22 protein-coding genes are annotated in these 21829 nt (G+C 66.3%); 10 read left to right on the top strand and 12 right to left on the bottom strand.

Annotated elements, in window-relative coordinates:
* Nucleotides 1–177: 177 nt before the first annotated feature.
* The 9 genes from HWX87_RS11335 to HWX87_RS11295 form a co-directional block, all read right to left on the bottom strand.
* Entirely contained in the window at nucleotides 178–639 is a 462-nt protein-coding gene (locus HWX87_RS11335) for a peroxiredoxin (RefSeq protein ID WP_006756046.1), read from the bottom strand.
* Nucleotides 640–754: 115 nt separating this feature from the next.
* A complete protein-coding gene (locus tag HWX87_RS11330) occupies nucleotides 755–1651 on the bottom strand; it encodes a polysaccharide deacetylase family protein (RefSeq protein WP_176047221.1) in 897 nt (298 codons plus the stop codon).
* Nucleotides 1652–1664: 13 nt separating this feature from the next.
* On the bottom strand, nucleotides 1665–2720 hold the full coding sequence (locus tag HWX87_RS11325) for a bifunctional UDP-4-keto-pentose/UDP-xylose synthase (protein WP_176047220.1): 1056 nt from the start codon (nucleotides 2718–2720) through the stop codon (nucleotides 1665–1667).
* Nucleotides 2717–3664 carry a formyltransferase gene (locus tag HWX87_RS11320; protein ID WP_176047219.1) on the bottom strand — a complete coding sequence of 316 codons (948 nt, stop codon included), beginning with the start codon at nucleotides 3662–3664 and terminating at the stop codon, nucleotides 2717–2719. Before HWX87_RS11320 ends, HWX87_RS11325 begins: the two co-directional genes overlap by 4 nt.
* Nucleotides 3661–4698: a glycosyltransferase gene (locus HWX87_RS11315; RefSeq protein ID WP_176047218.1), complete on the bottom strand. Its 1038-nt coding sequence runs from the start codon at nucleotides 4696–4698 to the stop codon at nucleotides 3661–3663. The genes HWX87_RS11320 and HWX87_RS11315 overlap by 4 nt, the downstream gene beginning before the upstream one ends.
* A gap of 6 nt (nucleotides 4699–4704) precedes the next feature.
* Nucleotides 4705–5856 carry a DegT/DnrJ/EryC1/StrS aminotransferase family protein gene (locus HWX87_RS11310; RefSeq protein WP_176047217.1) on the bottom strand — a complete coding sequence of 384 codons (1152 nt, stop codon included), beginning with the start codon at nucleotides 5854–5856 and terminating at the stop codon, nucleotides 4705–4707.
* 130 nt (nucleotides 5857–5986) lie between these two features.
* The gene (locus tag HWX87_RS11305) at nucleotides 5987–6358 is read right to left on the bottom strand and encodes an SMR family transporter (protein ID WP_176047216.1); all 372 of its coding nucleotides are present in this window, start codon (nucleotides 6356–6358) and stop codon (nucleotides 5987–5989) included.
* Between the two features lie 13 nt (nucleotides 6359–6371).
* The gene (locus HWX87_RS11300) at nucleotides 6372–8048 is read right to left on the bottom strand and encodes a glycosyltransferase family 39 protein (protein ID WP_176047215.1); all 1677 of its coding nucleotides are present in this window, start codon (nucleotides 8046–8048) and stop codon (nucleotides 6372–6374) included.
* A 124-nt stretch (nucleotides 8049–8172) separates the two neighbouring features.
* Nucleotides 8173–8547, bottom strand: a complete 375-nt coding sequence (locus HWX87_RS11295; protein ID WP_012328660.1) for an Mth938-like domain-containing protein — start codon at nucleotides 8545–8547, stop codon at nucleotides 8173–8175.
* Nucleotides 8548–8864: 317 nt separating this feature from the next.
* On the opposite strand from HWX87_RS11295, the gene HWX87_RS11290 reads away from it, so the two are divergent.
* The 6 genes from HWX87_RS11290 (at nucleotide 8865) to HWX87_RS11265 (ending at nucleotide 15246) form a co-directional block, all read left to right on the top strand.
* Nucleotides 8865–10103, top strand: a complete 1239-nt coding sequence (locus tag HWX87_RS11290; RefSeq protein ID WP_176047214.1) for a pyridoxal phosphate-dependent aminotransferase — start codon at nucleotides 8865–8867, stop codon at nucleotides 10101–10103.
* A 53-nt stretch (nucleotides 10104–10156) separates the two neighbouring features.
* Nucleotides 10157–11485, top strand: coding sequence for a homoserine dehydrogenase (locus HWX87_RS11285; protein WP_176047213.1), 1329 nt, complete (start codon nucleotides 10157–10159; stop codon nucleotides 11483–11485).
* A 14-nt stretch (nucleotides 11486–11499) separates the two neighbouring features.
* Nucleotides 11500–12951 (top strand): threonine synthase, encoded by a 1452-nt coding sequence (gene thrC / locus HWX87_RS11280; RefSeq protein ID WP_176047212.1) that lies wholly within the window; start codon nucleotides 11500–11502, stop codon nucleotides 12949–12951.
* A gap of 234 nt (nucleotides 12952–13185) precedes the next feature.
* Nucleotides 13186–14433 (top strand): gephyrin-like molybdotransferase Glp, encoded by a 1248-nt coding sequence (gene glp, locus HWX87_RS11275; protein ID WP_176047211.1) that lies wholly within the window; start codon nucleotides 13186–13188, stop codon nucleotides 14431–14433.
* A 19-nt stretch (nucleotides 14434–14452) separates the two neighbouring features.
* The gene (gene moaD / locus HWX87_RS11270; RefSeq protein WP_011352296.1) at nucleotides 14453–14710 is read left to right on the top strand and encodes a molybdopterin converting factor subunit 1; all 258 of its coding nucleotides are present in this window, start codon (nucleotides 14453–14455) and stop codon (nucleotides 14708–14710) included.
* 59 nt (nucleotides 14711–14769) lie between these two features.
* Nucleotides 14770–15246, top strand: coding sequence for a molybdenum cofactor biosynthesis protein MoaE (locus tag HWX87_RS11265; protein ID WP_176047210.1), 477 nt, complete (start codon nucleotides 14770–14772; stop codon nucleotides 15244–15246).
* 72 nt (nucleotides 15247–15318) lie between these two features.
* On the opposite strand, the gene HWX87_RS11260 is transcribed toward HWX87_RS11265, so the two are convergent.
* Nucleotides 15319–15888, bottom strand: coding sequence for a group III truncated hemoglobin (locus HWX87_RS11260; protein ID WP_176047209.1), 570 nt, complete (start codon nucleotides 15886–15888; stop codon nucleotides 15319–15321).
* Nucleotides 15889–16139: 251 nt separating this feature from the next.
* Between HWX87_RS11260 and HWX87_RS11255 the strand changes: the two genes are divergently transcribed.
* Both HWX87_RS11255 and clpB read left to right on the top strand, forming a co-directional pair.
* A complete protein-coding gene (locus HWX87_RS11255) occupies nucleotides 16140–16658 on the top strand; it encodes an Rrf2 family transcriptional regulator (protein WP_176047208.1) in 519 nt (172 codons plus the stop codon).
* Nucleotides 16659–16815: 157 nt separating this feature from the next.
* On the top strand, nucleotides 16816–19413 hold the full coding sequence (gene clpB, locus HWX87_RS11250) for an ATP-dependent chaperone ClpB (RefSeq protein WP_176047207.1): 2598 nt from the start codon (nucleotides 16816–16818) through the stop codon (nucleotides 19411–19413).
* A gap of 104 nt (nucleotides 19414–19517) precedes the next feature.
* On the opposite strand, the gene HWX87_RS11245 is transcribed toward clpB, so the two are convergent.
* Both HWX87_RS11245 and HWX87_RS11240 read right to left on the bottom strand, forming a co-directional pair.
* Nucleotides 19518–19955, bottom strand: coding sequence for a YidB family protein (locus HWX87_RS11245; protein ID WP_176047206.1), 438 nt, complete (start codon nucleotides 19953–19955; stop codon nucleotides 19518–19520).
* Nucleotides 19956–20043: 88 nt separating this feature from the next.
* Nucleotides 20044–20649 (bottom strand): helix-hairpin-helix domain-containing protein, encoded by a 606-nt coding sequence (locus HWX87_RS11240; protein WP_176047205.1) that lies wholly within the window; start codon nucleotides 20647–20649, stop codon nucleotides 20044–20046.
* A gap of 286 nt (nucleotides 20650–20935) precedes the next feature.
* On the opposite strand from HWX87_RS11240, the gene HWX87_RS11235 reads away from it, so the two are divergent.
* Nucleotides 20936–21397, top strand: coding sequence for a MerR family transcriptional regulator (locus HWX87_RS11235; RefSeq protein ID WP_176047204.1), 462 nt, complete (start codon nucleotides 20936–20938; stop codon nucleotides 21395–21397).
* Nucleotides 21381–21824: a carboxymuconolactone decarboxylase family protein gene (locus HWX87_RS11230; RefSeq protein ID WP_176047203.1), complete on the top strand. Its 444-nt coding sequence runs from the start codon at nucleotides 21381–21383 to the stop codon at nucleotides 21822–21824. Before HWX87_RS11235 ends, HWX87_RS11230 begins: the two co-directional genes overlap by 17 nt.
* Nucleotides 21825–21829: the final 5 nt, after the last annotated feature.

The following is a 21829-nucleotide window of genomic DNA, read 5'->3' as shown; positions in this document are numbered from 1 at the left end:
ACCGAAGGCCGGCGCACAATCCATAAAAAAAGCCGCTGCCCCGTCGACAGGGACATGCGGCTCGGCTGATACGGTCGTGATGCGCGTCAAGTGCCGGGAAGCATCGCATCGAGCACCGGCGCAGCTACGAGAAATATGGGGCGAACTGGCATTCATTGCGGCCCAATATAACGCGCCTCAAAGCGCTTGTACAGCACTTAGCACGTCGTCCACATGCCCCGGCACCTTGATGCCGCGCCATGCCTGACGGAGCACGCCGTCGGCGTCGATCAGGAACGTCGAGCGCTCGATTCCGCGCACTTCCTTGCCATACATTTTCTTCATCTTGATGACATCGAACAGCGCGCACAGCGCTTCGTCGGCATCGGAGATCAGCGGGAACGGCAGTTCGAGCTTTGCCTTGAAATTGTCATGCGAGCGCAGGCTGTCGCGCGACACGCCGATGACTTCCGCACCGGCTTTCTTGAACTTCGGATAGAGATCGCGGAACTGCAGCCCTTCGGTCGTGCAGCCCGGCGTGTTGTCCTTCGGATAGAAGTACAGTACGAGCTTCTTGCCTTTCAGGTCGGACAGCGAAATGTCGCCGCCCGTGGCCGGTGCGGTGAAATCGGGAACTTGACGGTCAACTTCGACAGACACGTGTTTCTCCTGTTGTTATGGAAAGGCGCCGCTGCGGCGGCGCGGTGCGGCGGGGCGTCGCGGCAGCGCGTGGCAACTGCGCTGCGGGCGACGCCGGCTCGCGCGCGAACTCAACTCAGTCGGGCTGGACGATCAGTTCGCCGGAGCGGCCGGGGATTTCGCCCCACGTGACAGGGTACGATGGCAGCGAGTCGCGGTCCAGCGTCGCGTGGTAGTCGCCCATCGTCGCAAACGTGTGGCCTTGCGCGCGCCAGCCGGCGAGCAGCTGCTCGAACACGGGCGCGAGCTTCTGGCCTTCCAGTTCCGCATGCAGCGTGAACACCTGGTCGTGCGGATTGGTTTCGGTGAACTTGAGAATGTGCGCGGCGACGTTGTGCGTGTCGACGCCGTCGATGCCGAGCACTTCGTCGAGCGTCGGCAGCGTGGTCGGCATCTGCACGTGCGACAGCGTGCGGCCGCCGACGACGGGCAGGTACGGCGAATGGCCGCGCCCGTCGGATGCGTAGCGCATCCCCCATGCATCGATCTGCCCGAACGCGGCATCGTTCATCTGCCAGCCGGCCGCGCCGTGCGTGACGGGCGGCGCGCCGAAGATCTCGATGAAGCGCGCGTGACTCTTCTGCATTTCACGCGCGGTCCAGTCGCGATCGCGCGCGCGGACGTTGTCCTGCCAGTACACGTGATCCCACGTGTGGATCCCGCATTCGAAGCCGGCCTCGTGAATCGCGCGCATGTCGGCGATCGCGCGGCGGCCGATGTCGGGAGCCGGCAGCAGCACGCCGTACATCAGCTGCTTCACGCCGTAGTGTTCGACCACCGACGTGCGCGACACCTTCTTCAGGAAGCCCGGGCGAAACACGCGCCGCAGCGCCCAGCCCGTGTGATCGGGCCCGAGGCTGAAGAGGAAGGTCGCGCGCGCACTGAAGCGGTCGAAGATGCGTGCGAGGTTCGGCACGCCTTCGCGCGTGCCGCGCAGCGTGTCGACGTCGATCTTGAGGACGATGCGAGCCAAGCGAACGTCCCGGTCAGCCTTGCTGTTCGACGAGCGCGCGCGCGTCGGAGACGTGGCCGCGATACGCTTCGAAGATGTTGCGAAGCGCGTCGTCGAACGTTGCCTGCGGCGCCCAGCCGAGTTCCTGCATCGTGTTGTCGATCTTCGGCACGCGGTTCTGCACGTCCTGGTAGCCGTTGCCGTAGTAGGCGCCGGAGGTCGTCTCGACGAGCTTCACCTGCTTGGCCGAATCGGCGTACTCGGCGTATTCCGCGGCCAGTTCGAGCATCTTGTGCGCGAGTTCGCGAACCGAGAAGTTGTTCTTCGGATTCCCGATGTTGTAGATCTTGCCCGACGCGACGCCGTCCTTGTTCTCGATGATCTTCATCAGCGCGCTGATGCCGTCGCCGATGTCGGTGAACGCGCGCTTCTGCGAGCCGCCGTCGACGAGGCTGATGTTCTCGCCGCGCACGATGTGGCCGAGGAACTGCGTGACCACGCGCGAGCTGCCTTCCTTCGGCGTGTAGATCGAGTCGAGGCCCGGGCCGATCCAGTTGAACGGACGGAACAGCGTGAAGTTCAGGCCTTCCATCCCGTAGCCCCAGATCACGCGGTCCATCAGCTGCTTCGAGCACGCGTAGATCCAGCGCGGCTTGTTGATCGGGCCGTAGGTGAGCGCCGATGCATCGGGGTCGAACTGCTCGTCCGAGCACATGCCGTAGACCTCGGAGGTCGACGGGAACACGAGGTGCTTGCCGTACTTGACGGCCGAACGCACGATCGGCAGGTTCGCCTCGAAGTCGAGTTCGAACACGCGCAGCGGCTGCTGGACGTAGGTGGCGGGCGTCGCGATCGCGACGAGCGGAAGGATCACGTCGCACTTCTTCACGTGATACTCGACCCACTCCTTGTTGATCGTGATGTCGCCTTCGAAGAAATGCATCCGCTCGTGGTTGACGAGATCGCCAAGCCGGTCGGTCTGCATGTCCATGCCGAACACTTCCCAATCGGTGGTTTCAAGAATGCGCTTCGACAGGTGATGGCCGATGAAGCCGTTCACACCCAGGATCAGGACTTTTTTTGCTTTCATGAATGACGGGAAGAATGAATGAACTGCGCGAATTCCGCGGGCGTCACGACGGTTTCGCTGCCGTCGCGCTGCTGCCACAGCTCGAGAATGGATAGGGCGCGGCTGTCGCCGCAGACGCCGAATAGCGCATTATCGCTTACGTGCAGGCCGGGCGGCAAATCTGCCGCGGCGGCCGCTGCCGCGCTGCCGGGCGCCGCGAGGCGCGCGCGCGCGATCACGAAACGCGTGCCGCCGACGTCCGTAAACGCGCCCGGATACGGGGGCGCGACCGCGCGCACCAGGTTGTAGACCTGCGCGGCCGGTTTCGACCAGTCGACGCGGCCGTCTTCAGGCTTGCGCCCGCCGTAGTAGCTGCCGGTCGACAGATCGTTCGGCAGGTGCGCCGCCTCGCCCGCGAGCAGTGCGGGCAGCACGCGCCAGAGCGTCTGCTCGGCGGCCACCGTGACCTTGTCGAACACCTGCGTGGCCGTGTCGTCGGGCAGGATCGGCACCGCGGTCTGGCCGATGATCGCGCCCGCGTCGGGTTTCGCGGCCATTTCGTGCAGCGTCGCGCCGGTTTCGGTCTCGCCGTTCAGCACGGCCCAGTTGGTCGGTACCCGACCCCGGTATTTCGGCAGCAGCGAACCGTGCATGTTGTACGCGCCACGCGGCGCGACCGCGAGCAGGTCCACCGGCAGCATGTGACGGTAGTAGAACGAGAAGATGAAATCGGGCTGCGCGTCGGATACCGCGCGGCGCAGTGCCGGATCAGCGGGATCGGCCGGCGTGACGACCGGAATGCCGTGCTCGGCCGCGACCGACGCGACACTGCCGAACCAGATGTTCTCGTTCGGGTTGTCCTCGTGCGTGACGACGAGCGCGACGTCGACGCCGCGCGCGAGCAGCACCTGCAGGCAGCGCACGCCGACGTTGTGATACGCGAAGACGACCGCGCGCGGCTTCATTGGCCGGCTCCCGTGCGGTTCGCGCCGGCGGGCACCGGCGGCATGCCGTCGTGCTGCTCGAGCACGGCCTGGATCAGGTAGCGCGGCCGTGCGCGCACCTGCTGGTAGATGCGGCCGACGTACTCGCCGAGCAGGCCGAGCGCGAAGATGATCACGCCGAGCAGGAAGAACGTGATCGCGAACAGCGTGAACACGCCTTGCACTTCCGCGCCGACGATGAAGCGGCGCACGAGCAGCAGCACGAACAGCGCGGCGGAGCCGAGCGACAGGATCACGCCGATGAACGACAGCCACTGCAGCGGCACGACCGAGAAGCCGGTCACGAGGTCGAAGTTCAGCCGGATCAGGCTGTACAGCGAATACTTCGATTCGCCTGCGAAGCGCTCCTCGTGCGCGACCTCGATTTCGGTCGGCTTCTGCGCGAACGTGTACGCGAGCGCGGGGATGAACGTGTTGACTTCGCCGCACACGTTGATCGTGTCGATGATGCGGCGGCTGTACGCGCGCAGCATGCAGCCCTGGTCCGTCATCTTGATGCGCGTGATGCGCTCGCGCAGCCGGTTCATCATCTGCGACGCCTTGCGCCGCCACAGGCTGTCCTGGCGCTGCTTGCGGATCGAGCCGACGTAGTCGTAGCCCTCGCGCATCTTCGCGATCAGCTTGCCGATTTCCTCGGGCGGGTTCTGCAGGTCGGCGTCGAGCGTGATGACGATCTCGCCGTGCGACTGCGCGAAGCCCGCGAGGATGGCCATGTGCTGGCCGTAGTTGCCGTTGAGCAGCACGACGCGCGTCGTGTCCGGCCGTACGTGGAACTGATCGGCGAGCATCGCGGCCGAGCGGTCGCGGCTGCCGTCGTTGATCAGGATCACTTCGTATGACGTGTCGAGTGCGTCGAGCGCCGGATACAGTCGCGCGAACAGCGCGGCGAGGCCATCTTCCTCGTTGTACACGGGGATGATGACCGATACTTCGGGCCGGCCGGCGTCCAGGTGTCCGGCGCCCGGATGCCCGGCGCGTGCTTCAAGGTGACTCATGTACGCTTATTTTCCGTATTGTTCGCAAATCTGGTTGATGGCGTCGACCACGCGACGCACGTCGCCTTCCGTCATCTGCGTGAACAGCGGCAGCGTGACGGTCGACGCGCCGTACCGTTCGGCGTGGGGGAACATGCCCTCCTTGAAGCCGCGCGCACGGTACAGCGTGAAAAGATGGATCGCCGGGTAGTGGATGCCCGTGCCGATGCCGCGTTCCTTCAGCTGCGCCATGAACTCGGCGCGCGTGATCGTCAGCCGCTCGAGCGGCAGCGTGATGAGGAACATGTGCCAGTTGCTGTTCTCGAAGTCGGCAACCGGCAGGCCGACGCCGAGCGTCACGGCCGCGCTACCGTCGAACGCGTCGAAATACGCACGGGCGAGCGCGCGGCGCTGCGCGGTGAAGCGGTCGATGTGCGGCAGCTGGCCGAGGCCGACGCGGGCGGCGACGTCGGTCAGGTTGTACTTGCCGCCGAGCACGTCGCAGTCCATCCCGTCGAAGCCGGTGCGCGTGATGCCCTGCAGCCGGTACTTCTGCGCGAGCGTCGCTTCGTCCTCGTTGTTCAGCACGAGCGCGCCGCCTTCGATCGTCGTCAGGTTCTTGTTCGCGTGGAAGCTGAACGACACGATGTCGCCGATCGCGCCGATGCGCTTGCCGTTCCACGTCGAGCCGAACGCCTGCGCGGCGTCTTCGATCACGCGCAGCTTGTGTGCGCGCGCGATCGCGTACAGGCGGTCCATGTCGACCGGCAGGCCGGACAGGAACACGGGGATGATCGCCTTCGTGCGCGGCGTGATCGCCTGCTCGAGCTTGTCGAGGTCGATGTTGCGCGTGACGGGATCGATGTCGGCGAACACGGGCGTCGCGCCCGTTTCGATGATCACGTTGCTGGTCGAGACCCACGACGCCGGCGTCGTGATGACCTCGTCACCGGCGCCGACACCCGCGATGCGCAGGCCGATCTCGAGCGTGCAGGTGCCCGAATTGAACGCGCGGACCGGACGGCCGCCGCAGTACTCGGACAGCGCCGCTTCGAACTTCTGGCTCTGCGGGCCGGTGGTGATCCAGCCCGAGCGCAGCACTTCGACGACGCCCTGAATGGTTTCCTCGTCGATTTCCGGGCGGGTGAACGGCAGAAACGGAGCGGTATTCTGGCTCATGAACGCGTTGGCCTGTAATGGCGTGTAATAAAAGGGTCGGGCGATCCCGCCCGAAACCGGCATTAAACACCGGTTGGCGGATTCGCACCGTGATTTTTTGTAGGCGGACGCTTAACGCCGCGGGGCGTGCTCAGCTGCGTGCGAGCACGACCACCCCGATCAGGATGATGCCGATCCCGATGAGCCGCTGGACCGACAGCACCTCGCCGAACAGGTACCAGGCCGCGAACGCGTTGACGACGTAGCCGAGCGACAGCATCGGATACGCGATCGACACGTCGACCCGCGACAGCCCGAGAATCCAGACCACGACGCTCAGCACGTAGCAGCCGAGGCCGCCGATGATCGGCAGCTGGGTCGCGATCTTCAGGCCGACCGGGATGATGTTCGCACGGCTGAATTCGAAGTGCCCGACGGCGTTGACGCCGGCTTTCAGCAAAAGTTGCGCAACGGCGTTGAGCATCACGCCGGTGACGATGCAGACCAACGAAACGGGATTCATGCGACGGGCGTCCTTACGATTGCGGTTTCTCGACGATCACGCGGCGGTTGTCGCGCGCGATCACGCGCATCGGCACGCCTTGCTTGACCAGCGTGTCGTACTGGCCGGGCGGCATGATCGCGAGCGCATGGGTTTCCTGCTTCCAGCGCGTGATCCATTCGTCGACGGTCGGAATCCACTTGTTCGGCTCCATCGAGATCCCGAACGCGAGCTCGTCCTGGCGCTGGACCATGATCGTCGTGTGGCCCATGTAGAACGGGAACGTGTGGTCGAGCATCTCGATCGAGTAGAACGGCGTGTCGGGCGGCAGTTTCGCCAGTTCGGCGCGCACGGCGGGGGCGAGCAGCGCGCCCGAGCTGTAGCGGCCGAACTCGTCGTGCCCGGTGCCGCCGATCGTGCCGAACGCGAGCCATGCGGCGCCGAATGCGGTGATCGCGGCGGCCACGCCGGTGCGACGGTTCAGCCATGCGGCCGCGAGCGTCAGCGCGGCCGAGACCGCGAGGCCCGCGTACAGCCACATCTGGAACACGCGGTACAGCGCATTCGGCGTGCGGGCGTCGCCCTGGTACGCGAGGAAGATGAGCCCGAACGCCGCGACGACGAAGAACACGAGGTAGCCGAGCAGGTGGCGGCGGAACCGGTCGGCCGTCATCAGCGGCAGGTACGCGCCGATGATCAGCGCAAGCGCCGGCGCGACCGGCAGCACGTAGGAGATCAGCTTCGAATGCGACGTGCTGAAGAACAGGAAGATGAACGCGCTCCAGATCAGCAGCACGAGCATCGGCGAGAAGCCGTTCGGCTGGCGCGGCATCCGCAGCGCATGGCGGATGCTCTGCCACGCGACCGACAGCCACGGCAGGAAGCCGACCAGCAGCACCGGTACGAAGTAGTACAGCGGGCCCGGGCGGTTCTGTTCCGGGGTCAGGTACCGGCGGAACTGCTGGACGATGAAGAAAAAATTGAAGAATTCGGGGTTGCGCTGCTGGACGAGCACGAACCACGGCGTGACGATCGCGAAGAAGATCACGAGGCCGCTGACCAGGTACAGGCGCTTCCACAGCGCCCAGTCGCGCGCGATCAGCGTATAGAGCACGAGCACGGCGCCGGGCAGGATCAGGCCGACGAGGCCCTTGGACAGCACCGCGAACGCCATCGCGGCCCAGCACGTCCACATCCAGCCGCGCACCGCGGCCGGACGCAGCCCGGGCCGTTGCGCGAGCAGCAGCGAGCAGAGCGACAGCGCCATCCAGAACGCGAGCCCCATGTCGAGCGCGTTGAAGTGGCCCATCAGGTTCCAGTACGGCGAACACGCGAGCACGACGGCCGCGAGGAAGCCCGACAGCGGGTTGAACAGGCGCGCGCCGGTGTAGCCGACGAGCAGCACGCCGGCGAAGCTCGCCACGGCCGTGTAGAGGCGCGCCTGCCATTCGCCGATGCCGAACCACGCGAACGTGAGCGCGTTCAGCCAGGTCTGGAGCGGCGGCTTCTCGAAGTACTTGTAGCCGTTGTAGCGCGGCGTGATCCAGTCGCCGGTGACGAACATCTCGCGCGCCATTTCCGCGTAGCGGCCTTCGTCGCTCGGGATCAGGTGGCGCAGCCCGAGCGGCGCGAACCAGACGATCGCGAGCGCGACGAGCAGGAGGACGAGCGTGATGCGATTGAGCGGTAGCCTCGACGGCGTATCGTTCATGGATTTTCAGCCTGTTGGTTGTTGTGACGGGCCGCCGGCGGGTTGCGCCGGGGGCGGGCGGCCTGGCCGGGCCGATCGGGGGGATCGACCCGCTGCGCCGGCCCGAGTTTTACCGCATCGGGGATTAACGTTCAATTAAGAGCGCGGCGGCGACTTTCCGGCCCTCGGCCATCAGGATGTTGTAGGTGCGGCAGGCCGCCTGGAAATCCATCGTCTCGACGCCGATCCGCTTGGCCGTGAGCGCCGCGACGAGCCGCGGGTGCGGGAAGCGCAGCCGCGCGCCGCTGCCGAAGATCACGAGTTCGGGCGTCGGGTCGAGCAGCATCGCGAAATGCTCGGGCGCGAGCGCGTCGAACGACGACACGGGCCATGCCTGGACCGGCGCGCCGGGCAGCACGATGACGCTCGTTTCATGGCGTTCGAGATTGACGTCGACGTAATCGGGGCCGTAGCCGGTGACGGTATTGAGCGCGCCGCTCGTGTCCTGGTGCAGTTTCAAATCGGTATTCCGCGGTTCCGTAGGGGAATGGTTCGCAGGGCCGCAGGGGCCCGGTTGGCCGGTTTCGCGCGCCTGGCCACGTGGGAACGCCCGGCGGCGTGAGCCCGGCGCGGCTATGGTGCATTGCGAAAGTCGGCCAAAATCCGCTAAATTATAACTTTTTGGTCGCCCCCGGGCGCCACTTGCGTCGTGCGTCGCCACAAGCCGCGTCCGACCGCCCGCTTTTTCCCAGTCTAGACAGCGCGCACAGACCGGCCGCTTTCCAGTTTTGATCCCGTCCCCCCCGGCCGCGAGGCCAACCCAGGAACCGTGTCGTCGTGAAACCGATTCAGAAGTCGAACAAGCTGCTCAACGTCTGCTACGACATCCGTGGCCCGGTGCTCGAGCACGCGAAGCGCCTCGAGGAAGAAGGCCACCGCATCATCAAGCTGAACATCGGCAACCTCGCGCCGTTCGGTTTCGACGCGCCGGACGAGATCATCCAGGACATGATCCGCAACCTGCCGGCGTCGTCCGGCTATTCGGATTCGAAGGGCGTGTTCTCGGCGCGCAAGGCCGTGATGCACTACACGCAGGAAAAGGGCGTCGTGGGCGTCGGCCTCGATGACATCTACATCGGCAACGGCGCGTCCGAGCTGATCGTGATGGCGACCCAGGCGCTGCTGAACGACGGCGACGAAGTGCTGCTGCCCGCGCCCGACTACCCGCTGTGGACGGCGGCGGTGAGCCTGTCGGGCGGCACGCCCGTGCACTACGTGTGCGACGAGCAGAACGCGTGGATGCCCGATCTCGACGACATCCGCAGCAAGATCACGCCGAACACGAAGGCGATCGTCGTCATCAACCCGAACAACCCGACGGGCGCGCTTTATTCCGACGAATTGCTGCTCGAGCTGCTCGACATCGCGCGCCAGCACGGGCTGATCGTGTTCGCCGACGAGGTCTACGACAAGATCGTCTACGACGGCCTCGAGCACACGGCGATGGGTTCGCTGTCGGAAGACGTGATCACCGTCACGTTCAACAGCCTGTCGAAGAGCTATCGCTCGTGCGGCTACCGCGCGGGCTGGATGGCCGTGTCGGGCCTCGGCGGCGACAACCGCCGGCGCGCGAAGGATTATCTCGAGGGGCTCGGCATCCTGTCGTCGATGCGCCTGTGCGCGAACGTGCCCGGGCAGTTCGCGATCCAGACGGCGCTCGGCGGCTACCAGAGCATCAACGAGCTGATCGTGCCGAGCGGGCGTCTCTTCAAGCAGCGCGAGCTCGCGTATGACATGCTTACGTCGATCCCGGGCGTGACCTGCGTGAAGCCGCAGGCCGCGCTGTACATGTTCCCGCGCCTCGACCCGAAGCTCTACCCGATCCAGAACGACCAGCAATTCATTCTCGACCTGTTGCTCGAGGAGCGCGTGCTGCTGGTGCAGGGCACGGGTTTCAACTGGGCGACGCCCGACCACTTCCGCGTGGTCTTCCTGCCGAACCTCGACGACCTGACCGATTCGATCAACCGGATCGCACGCTTCCTCGACGGCTACCGCAAGCGCCATTCGGTCTGAGCGGGCAGGGTCACACGGAATTCACTACTTCTTACTCATCGATCACACGCAGCATGGAACCGATCAAAGTTGGCCTGTTGGGCTTCGGCACGGTGGGCAGCGGCACCTTCACGGTGCTGCGCCGCAACCAGGAAGAAATCAAGCGACGCGCGGGGCGCGGCATCGAGGTGGCGCGCATTGCCGTGCGCAACCCGGCCAAGGCGCAGGCAGCGCTCGGCGGTGACGCCGCCGCCGCACAGATCACCGACGACTTCAATGCAGTCGTCGACGATCCGTCGATCGCGATCATCGCCGAGATGATCGGCGGCACGGGCATCGCGCGGGAGCTCGTGCTGCGCGCGATCGCGAACGGCAAGCATGTCGTGACGGCGAACAAGGCGCTGCTCGCGGTGCACGGCACCGAGATCTTCGAAGCGGCGCGCGAAAAGGGCGTGATGGTTGCGTTCGAAGCGGCCGTCGCCGGCGGCATCCCGATCATCAAGGCGCTGCGCGAAGGCCTGACCGCGAACCGTATCCAGTACATCGCCGGCATCATCAACGGCACGACCAACTACATCCTGTCGGAAATGCGCGACCGCGGGCTCGACTTCGCGACCGCGCTGAAGGCCGCGCAGGAGCTCGGCTACGCGGAAGCCGATCCGACCTTCGACATCGAAGGCGTCGACGCCGCGCACAAAGCGACGATCATGAGCGCGATCGCGTTCGGCGTGCCGGTGCAGTTCGACCGCGCATACGTCGAAGGCATCAGCAAGCTCGACGCGACCGACATCCGCTACGCGGAAGAGCTCGGCTACCGGATCAAGCTGCTCGGCATCACGCGCCGCGCCGAAAACGGCATCGAGCTGCGCGTGCATCCGACGCTGATCCCGGAGAAGCGCCTGCTCGCGAACGTCGAGGGTGCGATGAACGCGGTCGTCGTGCACGGCGACGCGGTCGGCACGACGCTGTACTACGGCAAGGGCGCGGGCGCGGAGCCGACCGCATCGGCCGTGGTCGCGGATCTCGTCGACGTCACGCGCCTGCATACGGCCGACCCGGAGCACCGCGTGCCGCATCTCGCGTTCCAGCCGGACAGCCTGTCGAACACGCCGATCTTGCCGATCGAGGAAGTGACGAGCGGCTACTACCTGCGCCTGCGCGTCGCCGATCAGACCGGCGTGCTGGCCGACATCACGCGCATCCTCGCCGCGTCGGGCATCTCGATCGACGCGCTGCTGCAGAAGGAGTCGGAGCAGGTCGACGACGCGAACGGCGAAACCGACATCATCCTGATCACGCACGAAACGGTCGAGAAGAACGTCAATGCGGCGATCGCGCAAATCGAGAGCCTCGCGACGGTCGTGTCGAAGGTGACGAAGCTGCGCATGGAAGCGCTGAACTGAGGACGGAAGGCGACATGAACTACATCTCCACGCGCGGCGCCGGCATCGGCGAGCGCCATACGTTCTCCGACATCCTGCTCGGCGGCCTCGCGAAGGACGGCGGGCTCTACCTGCCGGCCGAGTATCCGAAGGTGTCCGCCGACGAGCTCGCGCGCTGGCGCGCGCTGTCGTATGCGGATCTCGCGTTCGAGATCCTGTCGAAGTTCTGCGACGACGTGCCGGCCGACGACCTGCGCGCGATCACGCGCCGCACGTACACGGCCGCCGTGTACAGCAACACGCGCCACGGCGAGAACGCGTCCGACATCACGCCGCTGAAGACGCTCGGCACCGAGAACGGCACGGCGCTGTCGCTGCTCGAATTGTCGAACGGCCCGACGCTCGCGTTCAAGGACATGGCGATGCAGCTGCTCGGCAACCTGTTCGAGTACACGCTCGCGAAGCACGGCGAAGCGCTGAACATCCTCGGCGCGACGTCGGGAGATACCGGCAGCGCGGCCGAGTACGCCATGCGTGGCAAGGCCGGCGTGCGCGTGTTCATGCTGTCGCCGCACAAGAAGATGAGCGCGTTCCAGACGGCACAGATGTTCAGCCTGCAGGATCCGAACATCTTCAACCTCGCGGTCGAAGGCGTGTTCGACGACTGCCAGGACATCGTGAAGGCCGTGTCGAACGATCACGCGTTCAAGGCGCAGCAGAAGATCGGTACCGTCAACTCGATCAACTGGGCGCGTGTCGTCGCGCAGGTCGTGTACTACTTCAAGGGTTACTTCGCAGCGACGCAGTCCAACGACGAGCGCGTGTCGTTCACGGTGCCGTCGGGCAACTTCGGCAACGTCTGCGCGGGTCACATCGCGCGGATGATGGGGCTGCCGATCGCGAAGCTCGTGGTTGCAACGAACGAGAACGACGTGCTCGACGAGTTCTTCCGTACGGGCGCGTATCGCGTGCGCAGCGCCGAGAACACGTATCACACGAGCAGCCCGAGCATGGACATCTCGAAGGCGTCGAACTTCGAGCGCTTCGTGTTCGACCTGCTCGGCCGCGATCCGGCGCGCGTGATGCAGCTGTTCCGCGATGTCGAGGAGAAGGGCGGTTTCGATCTCGCGGCGAGCGGCGATTTCGCGCGCGTCGCGGAGTTCGGCTTCGTGTCGGGCCGCAGCAGCCACACCGACCGTATCGCGACGATCCGTGACGTGTTCTCGCGCTACGACACGATGATCGATACGCACACGGCCGATGGCGTGAAGGTCGCGCGCGAGCACCTGGATGCAGGCGTGCCGATGGTCGTGCTCGAAACGGCTCAGCCGATCAAGTTCGGCGAGACGATCCGTGAAGCGCTCGATCGCGAAGCCGAGCGGCCGGCCGCATTCGACGGGCTCGAGGCGCTGCCGCAGCGCTTCGAGGTCGTGAAGGCCGATGCCCGGCAGGTGAAGGACTTCATCGTCGCCCACACGGGCGCATGACGCACGGCCGGGCCCGCGGGCCCGGCTGCGCAGGACGGCCGGAATGCCGATTCGTCGAACGGATCGGGGTTCCGGCCGTTTCGTTTGGCGCCCGGGCATCGCCTGTCGCGCGAAACAAGTGCCAGACCCGCGCGTTCGCACCGATCACAGTTTTCGCATGTCCGCCATATCGCGCGTCCGTGCGACGGCGTCGCTACAATGACGTATTGACTCCAACGATCCCCGATCACATCGATGTCGAACCCGAATCCCGCGGCGCCGCGCGCGCCGATGCTGTCGACCGCCGAGGCGCTGGCCGCGCTGCTCGATGCCGCGAAGCCGCTGCCCGGCGCCGAAACCGTCGTCACGCTCGATGCGCTCGGCCGCGTGCTGGCCGCCGACGTGAGCTCGCCGCTCGACGTGCCGCCGATGCATACGAGCGCGATGGACGGTTATGCGGTGCGCGTCGCCGACCTGCTGCACGGCGATCGGCGGTTGCCGGTGTCGCAGCGCATTCCGGCCGGCCATCCGGCTCAACCGCTCGCGGCCGGCACGGCCGCGCGGATCTTCACCGGTGCGACGGTGCCGCCCGGCGCCGACGCGGTCGTGATGCAGGAGCAGACATCGGCCGACGGAGACGCGGTCGAGATCCTGCACACGCCGAAGGCCGGTGAGTGGATCACCGCGCAAGGCGCGGACATCCGCCAGGGTTCGGTGATCCTGCCGGCCGGCACGCGGCTCACGCCGCAGGCGCTCGGCCTGGCCGCCTCGGTCGGCTGCGCGCAGTTGTCGGTCGCACGGCGGATTCGCGTCGCGGTGTTCTTCACCGGCGACGAGCTGACGATGCCCGGCGAGCCGCTGAAGCCCGGCGCCATCTACAACTCGAACCGCTTCACGCTGCGCGGGTTGCTGGAGCGGCTCGGCTGCCACGTGACCGACTACGGGATCGTGCCCGATTCGCTCGCCGCGACGCGCGACACGCTGCGCGAGGCTGCGCGCGATCACGACGTGATCCTGACGAGCGGCGGTGTCTCGGTCGGCGACGAGGATCATGTGAAGCCGGCGGTCGAGTCCGAAGGGCGGCTCGCGCTGTGGCAGATCGCGATGAAGCCCGGCAAGCCGCTCGCATACGGCGCGGTGCGTCGCGGCGACGATCGCCCCGATGCACACTTCATCGGGTTGCCCGGCAACCCGGTGTCGAGTTTCGTCACGTTCCTGCTGTTCGTGCGGCCGTTCCTGCTGCGCTTGTCCGGCGTGCGCGACGTCGCACCGCGCGCGCTGTCGCTGCGGGCGGACTTTTCGCAAAGCAAGGGCGACCGGCGCAACGAATTCCTGCGTGCGCGCGTCAATGCGGCCGGCGGCCTCGACCTGTTCCCGAACCAGAGCTCGGCGGTGCTGACGTCGACGGTCTGGGGCGACGGCCTGATCGACAATCCGCCGCAGCACGCGATCAGCGCCGGCGAGACCGTGCGCTTCATTCCGTTTTCCGAACTGCTGTCGTAACGCGACGGCTTCCCGAACCATGAAGATTCAGCTGAAATTTTTTGCAAGCGTCCGCGAGGCACTCGGTGTCGCCGACGAACAGGCCGACGTGCCGGACAGCGTGACGACCGTCGGCGACGTGCGCGCATGGCTGCGCGTGCGCGGCGGCGCGTGGGCCGAGACGCTCGCCGAAGGGCGCGCGCTGCGCATGGCGTGCAACCACGAGATGACCGATCCCGACACGCGGCTCACCGAAGGCTGCGAGGTCGCGTTCTTTCCGCCGGTGACGGGCGGTTGAGCTTTGCATGGGACCGGAGTAGACGCTAACGCGCTCATTCCGGTCGACAGGAACGGGTAATGGCAACGATACGAATCCAGACCGACGACTTCAGTCTGAACGCCGAAGTCGCGGCATTACGGGCGCGCAACCCGAAGATCGGCGCGGTCGCGTGCTTCGTCGGCACGGTGCGCGACCTGAACGAAGGCGATGCGGTCGCCGCGATGGAGCTCGAGCACTATCCGGGGATGACCGAGAAGGCGCTCGAGAAGATCGCCGCCGAGGCCGGCCGGCGCTGGCCGGGCATCGACGTCGCGATCGTGCATCGCGTCGGCAAGCTGCTGCCGCTCGACCAGATCGTGATGGTCGCGACGGTCGCGTCGCACCGCGGCGACGCGTTCGCGTCGTGCGAGTTCGTGATGGACTATCTGAAGACCGAGGCGCCGTTCTGGAAGAAGGAAACGACACCGGACGGCGAGCGGTGGGTCGATGCGCGCAGCACCGACGATGCGGCGCTCGCGCGCTGGGGTGTCGAGTCGGGCAATACGCCGCGCTGAACGGGGCATCCGGACAAACGATGCGGCGATGTGCCGCAGGTGGCGTGTTCGCCGGGCATCGCGGTTCGCGCGTTACGCGTCCGGATCGACGCCGCGCCCGATGATCTTCGTCGGAAACGGTTCGCCGCGGGCACGCGACGGCAACGCGTGCGGATCGTCGCCCGCGTCGTCTCCGCCGCGGCGGCGCGGCGCGATCGCATCGAGCAGCGCCTGCTGCTCGGGCGGAATCTGATAGTCCCAGCCGAACCGGCTCAACTGCAGGCTCTGCGCGATCCGCAGCGCGGGCTCCATGAAGCGGATCGCCGCGGGCGGCGCGTAGCGCGCCTCGACAGTCTTCAGGAACAGCGCCAGCCAGCGGCTGAAATGGGCCGGCTCGATCCCGTCGAGCGGCTGGTGCGCCTGCTGCACGTTGCCGCGGTAGCCCCTGGTGCCGAGCACGAGGTTCGACCAGAACGTGACCATCTTCGGCAGGTGGTCGTCCCAGCGGCCGGCCAGCTTCGCGTCGAACACGGGCCCGAGCAGCGGATCGGCGCGCACGCGGTCGTAGAACGCGTAGACGAGATCGCGGATGTTGTCTTCGGTCGGCTCGGCGTCGCGAGGGCGGGCCGGTGCGGATTCGGGCGAGGCGGGCAGGGCAGTCATGGCAAAAAGGGCCGGTAGATCGGGGCGCAGGCGGGCGGTGGCGTGGGCATCAGTTAGGACGCCGGTCGGATTTTGACGCAAAATAGCGTCCAATACCCCCTGAAAAACGTGTAGATGTCACGCATCTTATTGCGTGCACGCGATCCCGGCAACCCGAGGCCGTGGAACGGGACCATCGGCCGGATCCGCGCGCATCGCGATCGGCCCGGTTCACGTCATCGGGGCACGATCGATCATTTCCGTATCCGCTCATGAGACTCACCGACTACACCGACTATTCGCTGCGCGTGATGCTGTACCTTGCCGTGCGCGGCGAGGGGCTCGCGACGATCCAGGAGATCTCGGATGCCTACGGCATTTCGAAGAACCATCTGATGAAAGTCGTGCAGCAGCTCGGCGAGCTGGGATGGGTCGACACGGTTCGCGGCCGCAACGGCGGGCTGAGGCTCTTTCCGGAATCGCTGGAGCTGACGGTCGGCCAGGTCGTGCGCGCGACCGAGAGCGACTTCGCGCTGGTCGGCTGCTTTTCGACCGACAGCGGCGAATCGCGCGGTTGCGTGATCGAGCCGCAGTGCCGCCTGAAGGGGGTGCTGGCCGCCGCGCGCGACGCGTTTTTCGCCGAACTCGATCGTCACCGGCTCGGCGAACTGGTCGAGCCCGCGTCGCCGCTCGCGGCGCTGCTCGGCATCCGCCCGATCGCGCTCGTGCGTGCCGAATCGTTGCAGGACGACACGCCGGCGACCGCCGAGCCGCCGTCGGCGGCCGGCTGACACACGGGCGCCGCGTCCCGCAATCCGAGCGTGGCCCGTCCCGGGGCCGCTTCCAGCCAATCCAGCAATTTTTGCGCTGAATCAACCCGAATTTCGCTTGAAAGCCGCATAACCATCCTCATCTTGGTGTTAATCGAAAATTGGAGGTCTCGACTAAATGAGAATCGACAAGCTCACCACCAAGTTCCAGGAAGCACTCTCCGACGCGCAAAGCCTTGCGGCCGGCCGCGACAATCAATACATCGAACCCGTTCACGTGCTGGCCGCACTGGTTGCGCAGCAGGACGGTTCCGCCCGCTCGCTGATGTCGCGCGCGGGTGTTCACATCCAGGCGCTGCAAGGCGCGCTGAACGAAGCCATCTCGCGCCTGCCGCAAGTGACGGGCACGGGCGGCGACATCCAGATCGGCCGCGAGCTGGCCGGGCTGCTGAACCAGGCCGACAAGGAAGCGCAGAAGCTCAACGATACGTTCATCGCGAGCGAGATGTTCCTGCTCGCCGTGTCCGACGACAAGGGCGAAGCCGGCAAGCTCGCGCGCCAGCACGGCCTCACGCGCAAGGCGCTCGAAGCCGCGATCGCTGCCGTGCGCGGCGGCTCGCAGGTCCATAGCCAGGACGCGGAAAGCCAGCGCGAGGCGCTGAAGAAGTACACGGTCGACCTGACCGAGCGCGCCCGGGCGGGCAAGCTCGATCCGGTGATCGGCCGCGACGACGAAATCCGCCGCTCGATCCAGATCCTGCAGCGCCGCACGAAGAACAACCCGGTGCTGATCGGCGAGCCGGGCGTCGGCAAGACGGCCATCGTCGAAGGGCTCGCGCAGCGGATCGTCAACGGCGAAGTGCCGGAAACGCTGAAGGGCAAGCGCGTGCTGTCGCTCGACATGGCCGCGCTGCTCGCGGGTGCCAAGTACCGCGGCGAGTTCGAGGAGCGCCTGAAGGCCGTGCTCAGCGACATCGCGAAGGACGAAGGCCAGACGATCGTCTTCATCGACGAAATCCACACGATGGTCGGCGCGGGCAAGGCCGAAGGCGCGATGGATGCGGGCAACATGCTGAAGCCGGCGCTGTCGCGCGGCGAACTGCACTGCATCGGCGCGACCACGCTCGACGAATACCGCAAGTACATCGAGAAGGATGCCGCGCTCGAACGCCGCTTCCAGAAGGTGCTCGTCGACGAGCCGAGCGTCGAGGCGACGATCGCGATCCTGCGCGGGCTGCAGGAGAAGTACGAACTGCACCACGGCGTCGACATTACCGACCCGGCGATCGTCGCCGCGGCCGAGCTGTCGCACCGCTACATCACCGACCGCTTCCTGCCCGACAAGGCCATCGACCTGATCGACGAAGCCGCTTCGAAGATCAAGATGGAAATCGATTCGAAGCCCGAAGAGATGGACAAGCTCGACCGTCGTCTGATCCAGTTGAAGATCGAGCGCGAAGCCGTGAAGAAGGAGCAGGACGAAGCGTCGCAGAAGCGCCTGCAGCTGATCGAGGAAGAGATCCAGCGCCTCGGCCGCGAGTACGCGGACCTGGAAGAGATCTGGACCGCCGAGAAGGCCGCGGTGCAGGGCAGCGCACAGCTCAAGGAAGAGATCGAGAAGGTGCGTGCGGACATCGCGCGTCTGCAGCGTGACGGCAAGCTGGAGAAGGTCGCCGAACTGCAGTACGGCAAGCTGCCGCAGCTCGAGGCGCAGCTGAAGCAGGTCACGCAGGCCGAAGAGCAGGAGCAGCACAACCCGACGCGTCCGCGCCTGCTGCGCACGCAGGTCGGCGCCGAGGAAATCGCGGAAGTCGTGTCGCGTTCGACCGGGATTCCCGTGTCGCGGATGATGCAGGGCGAACGCGAGAAGCTGCTGCACATCGAGGAAAAGCTGCACGAGCGCGTGGTCGGCCAGCATGAGGCGATCGGCGCGGTGGCCGACGCGATCCGCCGTTCGCGTGCGGGTCTCGCCGATCCGAACCGTCCGTACGGCTCGTTCCTGTTCCTCGGCCCGACGGGGGTCGGCAAGACCGAGCTGTGCAAGGCGCTGGCGTCGTTCCTGTTCGATTCGGAAGAGCACCTGATCCGCATCGACATGAGCGAGTTCATGGAGAAGCACAGCGTCGCGCGGCTGATCGGCGCGCCGCCGGGTTATGTCGGCTACGAGGAAGGCGGTTACCTGACGGAAGCCGTGCGCCGCAAGCCGTACAGCGTGATCCTGCTCGACGAGATCGAGAAGGCCCACCCGGACGTGTTCAACGTGCTGCTGCAGGTGCTCGACGATGGCCGCATGACGGACGGGCAGGGGCGCACGGTCGACTTCAAGAACACGGTGATCGTGATGACGTCGAACCTCGGCTCGCAGGTGATCCAGGCGATGACGGGTGCGCCGCAGGAAGAGATCAAGGACGCGGTGTGGCTCGAGGTGAAGCAGCATTTCCGCCCCGAGTTCCTGAACCGGATCGACGACGTCGTCGTGTTCCATGCGCTCGACCGCAGCAACATCGAGTCGATCGCGAAGATCCAGCTGGCGCGCCTGCACGATCGGCTCGCGAAGCTCGACATGGCGCTCGAGGTGTCGGAAGCCGCGCTCGAACAGATCGGGAAGGTCGGTTACGATCCGCTGTTCGGTGCGCGGCCGCTGAAGCGCGCGATCCAGCAGGAGATCGAGAACCCGGTCGCGAAGCTCATCCTCGCGGGCCGCTTCGGTCCGAAGGACGTGATTCCGGTCGACATCCACGACGGCAAGTTCGTGTTCGACCGCGTCGTGCACTGATCGCCTGTCATCGGCCGCCCGCCCGGTTCGCGCCGGGCGCGCAAAAACAAACACCCCGCCTCGGCGGGGTGTTTGCTTATGGAGCGTCGCAACGACGCAGGGCTTCAGCCCTGCTTGTTGCCGCCGAACATGCCGGCGAGCTGCGACAGCGAGCCGAGCACGTTCGACGGGTCGACCTGGGCCTGGCCGTCGGCCGGCACCGCGCCGTCCGGCGTCGCGTGGTTGACGACGTGCGGCAGCACCTGCGCGAGGACGGTCGAGGCCATCGACGGGTCGACGCCGAACTTGCTCGCAAGCGCACCGATCGCGTCCGAGCCCAGCACGTTCTGCAGCGCGTCCGGCGAGATCGGCTGGTTCTGGCCGGTACCGACCCACGAGCCGATGACGTCGCCGGCGCCGCCGGCCTTGAACTTCTCGATCAGGCCATTCAGGCCGCCCGGCTGGTTGTTGATGAATTCGAGCGCGGTCGTGATCAGCGCGCTTTGCGAGTTACCGCCGGCCTGGCCGCCGATCAGACCGCCAACGATGTCGAGGAGACCCATGGTTTTTCACCTTTACCGATAAGGGCGCCACGCTGTGGGCGCCCGTTGAACGAATGCCGCGCGCACGCCGTCGCGCGCGCGGCGCACATCAGGCGCCCGACGCCGCGGCGGCGGAGGCTGCCTTGTCCTTCTTGCTTTTCTTCTTCGAACCCTTCGTCGCTTTTGCCGACGACGCTGCGGCCGGTGCGCTCGCACCCGCATCGGCGGATGCGGCTGCGGCGGCCGCTGCCTTTTCCTTCTTCGACGCGCGCTTGGCCTTGGCCGGTTTCGCCGCCGCATCCGGCGCGCTTGCCGCCGGTGCCGGTGCAGTGGCCGTCGCGCCGGCCGTCGCGGTCGTGGACGTCGTGCCTGCCGACGTCGTTGCCGACGTGGTAGCCGACGTCGTCGCGGCCGGCTTCGACAGCTTCACGCCCTTCGGCGGCGTCGACGAGCCGCCGATCGTCAGGCCGTTTTCCTCCAGGTGCCCGACCGATTTCGTGCCGAGGCCCTTCACGCGGTTCGCGAGGTCGTCGGCGTCCTTGAACGGGCCGTTCTTGGTGCGTTCGTCGATGATCGCCTTCGACTTCACGGGCCCGAGACCCTTCACGGATTCGAGCGCGGCCTGGTCAGCCGAGTTGACTTCGACGGCCGCGGCAAGGCCTGCGGCGAGCGACAGCGATAGCGCGACGAACAGCATCAGCAGCTTTTTCAGCATGGCAAAGGCTCCCTGGTTCTGACGGATGAATGGCTGTTGCAACGGACGGCGGGGCGAGGCCCGGCCGGGCGTCGCCGTTAAGCATAGGACAAATGCGTGCCCTTTTTAAGACAGGCTGACCGAATCTTGCTGAAGGCTTGCGGTGCTGTAAAGGCCGAAACCCGTGCCGGGAGGCGATTTTGACCATTGTTTACGGTGTCGCGGCGGGCGAACGGATCGTCGTCGCGCTGGCCGTTCGATAACGCTTGACTTAGAGTGAACTCTAACTCCTAACCTTGTTCCTGCCATGTCGAAAACCGTATCCCAACCCTCCGCCACCGGTCCGCTGACGATCGGGCAAGTCGCCGAATTGACGGGCGTGTCGACGCACACGCTGCGGTACTACGAGCAGGCCGGCCTGCTGCGCGCGATTTCGCGCACGGCGGCCGGGCACCGGCTCTATGCACCGGCCGACCTTGCCGGGCTGGCCTTCGTGATGCGCCTGAAGGCGACCGGCATGCCGATCGCGCAGATCCAGGCGTTCGTGGAACTGCGCGAGCAGGGCGAGCAGTCGTTCGGTGCGCGGCGCAGGTTGCTGGCCGCACATCGCGATGCGGTGCGCGCGCATCTCGCGGAGCTGCAGGTGAACCTCGACGCGATCAGCGACAAGATCACGTATTACGAGGCGCAGGAGCGCGATACGGCTCGACGGGCAAATCCTTCTCACGCTTTATCGGAACCGGACGGACACAATGGAACGACTCGTTGAAGACCGCTACACGCGCGGCTGGAACAAACTGAAGGAAATCGACGGCGAAGTGGGCGAACGCGTGATTGCGGCGCTCGCGCCGATCGCACCGGACTTCGGGCGGTTGCTGGTCGAGTTCAGCTTCGGCGACATCTACAGCCGGCCGCAGCTCGACCTGAGAGCACGCGAGATCGCGACGATCGCGGCGCTGGCCGCGCTCGGCAACGCGCAGCCGCAGTTGAAGGTGCATATCGAGGCCGCGCTGAACGTCGGCTGCACGCGCGACGAGATCGTCGAGGTGTTCATGCAGATGGCCGTCTACGCGGGTATCCCGGCCGCGCTCAACGCGCTGTTCGCCGCGCACGAGGTGTTCACGCGGCGTGACGAAGCGGCTGGCGAAGCTGGAAACGCCGGAAAGTCGGTCGAAGCGGCCGGGCAGACCGCATGACCGCA

Origin of the sequence: Burkholderia sp. BCC1644, from assembly GCF_902833225.1 — a bacterium.
Classification (GTDB): domain Bacteria; phylum Pseudomonadota; class Gammaproteobacteria; order Burkholderiales; family Burkholderiaceae; genus Burkholderia.
The sequence above is the reverse complement of the archived record's forward strand: the minus strand, read 5'-3'. Positions and strand labels throughout refer to the sequence as shown.

Excerpts from the sequence above, each read along its gene's own strand:
- HWX87_RS11325 (WP_176047220.1), bottom strand. The coding sequence starts at position 2,720 with ATGAAAGCAAAAAAAGTCCTGATCCTGGGTGTGAACGGCTTCATCGGC.
- HWX87_RS11320 (WP_176047219.1), bottom strand. The coding sequence starts at position 3,664 with ATGAAGCCGCGCGCGGTCGTCTTCGCGTATCACAACGTCGGCGTGCGC.
- HWX87_RS11315 (WP_176047218.1), bottom strand. The coding sequence starts at position 4,698 with ATGAGTCACCTTGAAGCACGCGCCGGGCATCCGGGCGCCGGACACCTG.
- HWX87_RS11310 (WP_176047217.1), bottom strand. The coding sequence starts at position 5,856 with ATGAGCCAGAATACCGCTCCGTTTCTGCCGTTCACCCGCCCGGAAATC.
- HWX87_RS11305 (WP_176047216.1), bottom strand. The coding sequence starts at position 6,358 with ATGAATCCCGTTTCGTTGGTCTGCATCGTCACCGGCGTGATGCTCAAC.
- HWX87_RS11300 (WP_176047215.1), bottom strand. The coding sequence starts at position 8,048 with ATGAACGATACGCCGTCGAGGCTACCGCTCAATCGCATCACGCTCGTC.
- HWX87_RS11285 (WP_176047213.1), top strand. The coding sequence starts at position 10,157 with ATGGAACCGATCAAAGTTGGCCTGTTGGGCTTCGGCACGGTGGGCAGC.
- thrC (WP_176047212.1), top strand. The coding sequence starts at position 11,500 with ATGAACTACATCTCCACGCGCGGCGCCGGCATCGGCGAGCGCCATACG.
- glp (WP_176047211.1), top strand. The coding sequence starts at position 13,186 with ATGTCGAACCCGAATCCCGCGGCGCCGCGCGCGCCGATGCTGTCGACC.
- moaD (WP_011352296.1), top strand. The coding sequence starts at position 14,453 with ATGAAGATTCAGCTGAAATTTTTTGCAAGCGTCCGCGAGGCACTCGGT.
- HWX87_RS11265 (WP_176047210.1), top strand. The coding sequence starts at position 14,770 with ATGGCAACGATACGAATCCAGACCGACGACTTCAGTCTGAACGCCGAA.
- HWX87_RS11260 (WP_176047209.1), bottom strand. The coding sequence starts at position 15,888 with ATGACTGCCCTGCCCGCCTCGCCCGAATCCGCACCGGCCCGCCCTCGC.
- HWX87_RS11255 (WP_176047208.1), top strand. The coding sequence starts at position 16,140 with ATGAGACTCACCGACTACACCGACTATTCGCTGCGCGTGATGCTGTAC.
- clpB (WP_176047207.1), top strand. The coding sequence starts at position 16,816 with ATGAGAATCGACAAGCTCACCACCAAGTTCCAGGAAGCACTCTCCGAC.
- HWX87_RS11245 (WP_176047206.1), bottom strand. The coding sequence starts at position 19,955 with ATGGGTCTCCTCGACATCGTTGGCGGTCTGATCGGCGGCCAGGCCGGC.
- HWX87_RS11240 (WP_176047205.1), bottom strand. The coding sequence starts at position 20,649 with ATGCTGAAAAAGCTGCTGATGCTGTTCGTCGCGCTATCGCTGTCGCTC.
- HWX87_RS11235 (WP_176047204.1), top strand. The coding sequence starts at position 20,936 with ATGTCGAAAACCGTATCCCAACCCTCCGCCACCGGTCCGCTGACGATC.
- HWX87_RS11230 (WP_176047203.1), top strand. The coding sequence starts at position 21,381 with ATGGAACGACTCGTTGAAGACCGCTACACGCGCGGCTGGAACAAACTG.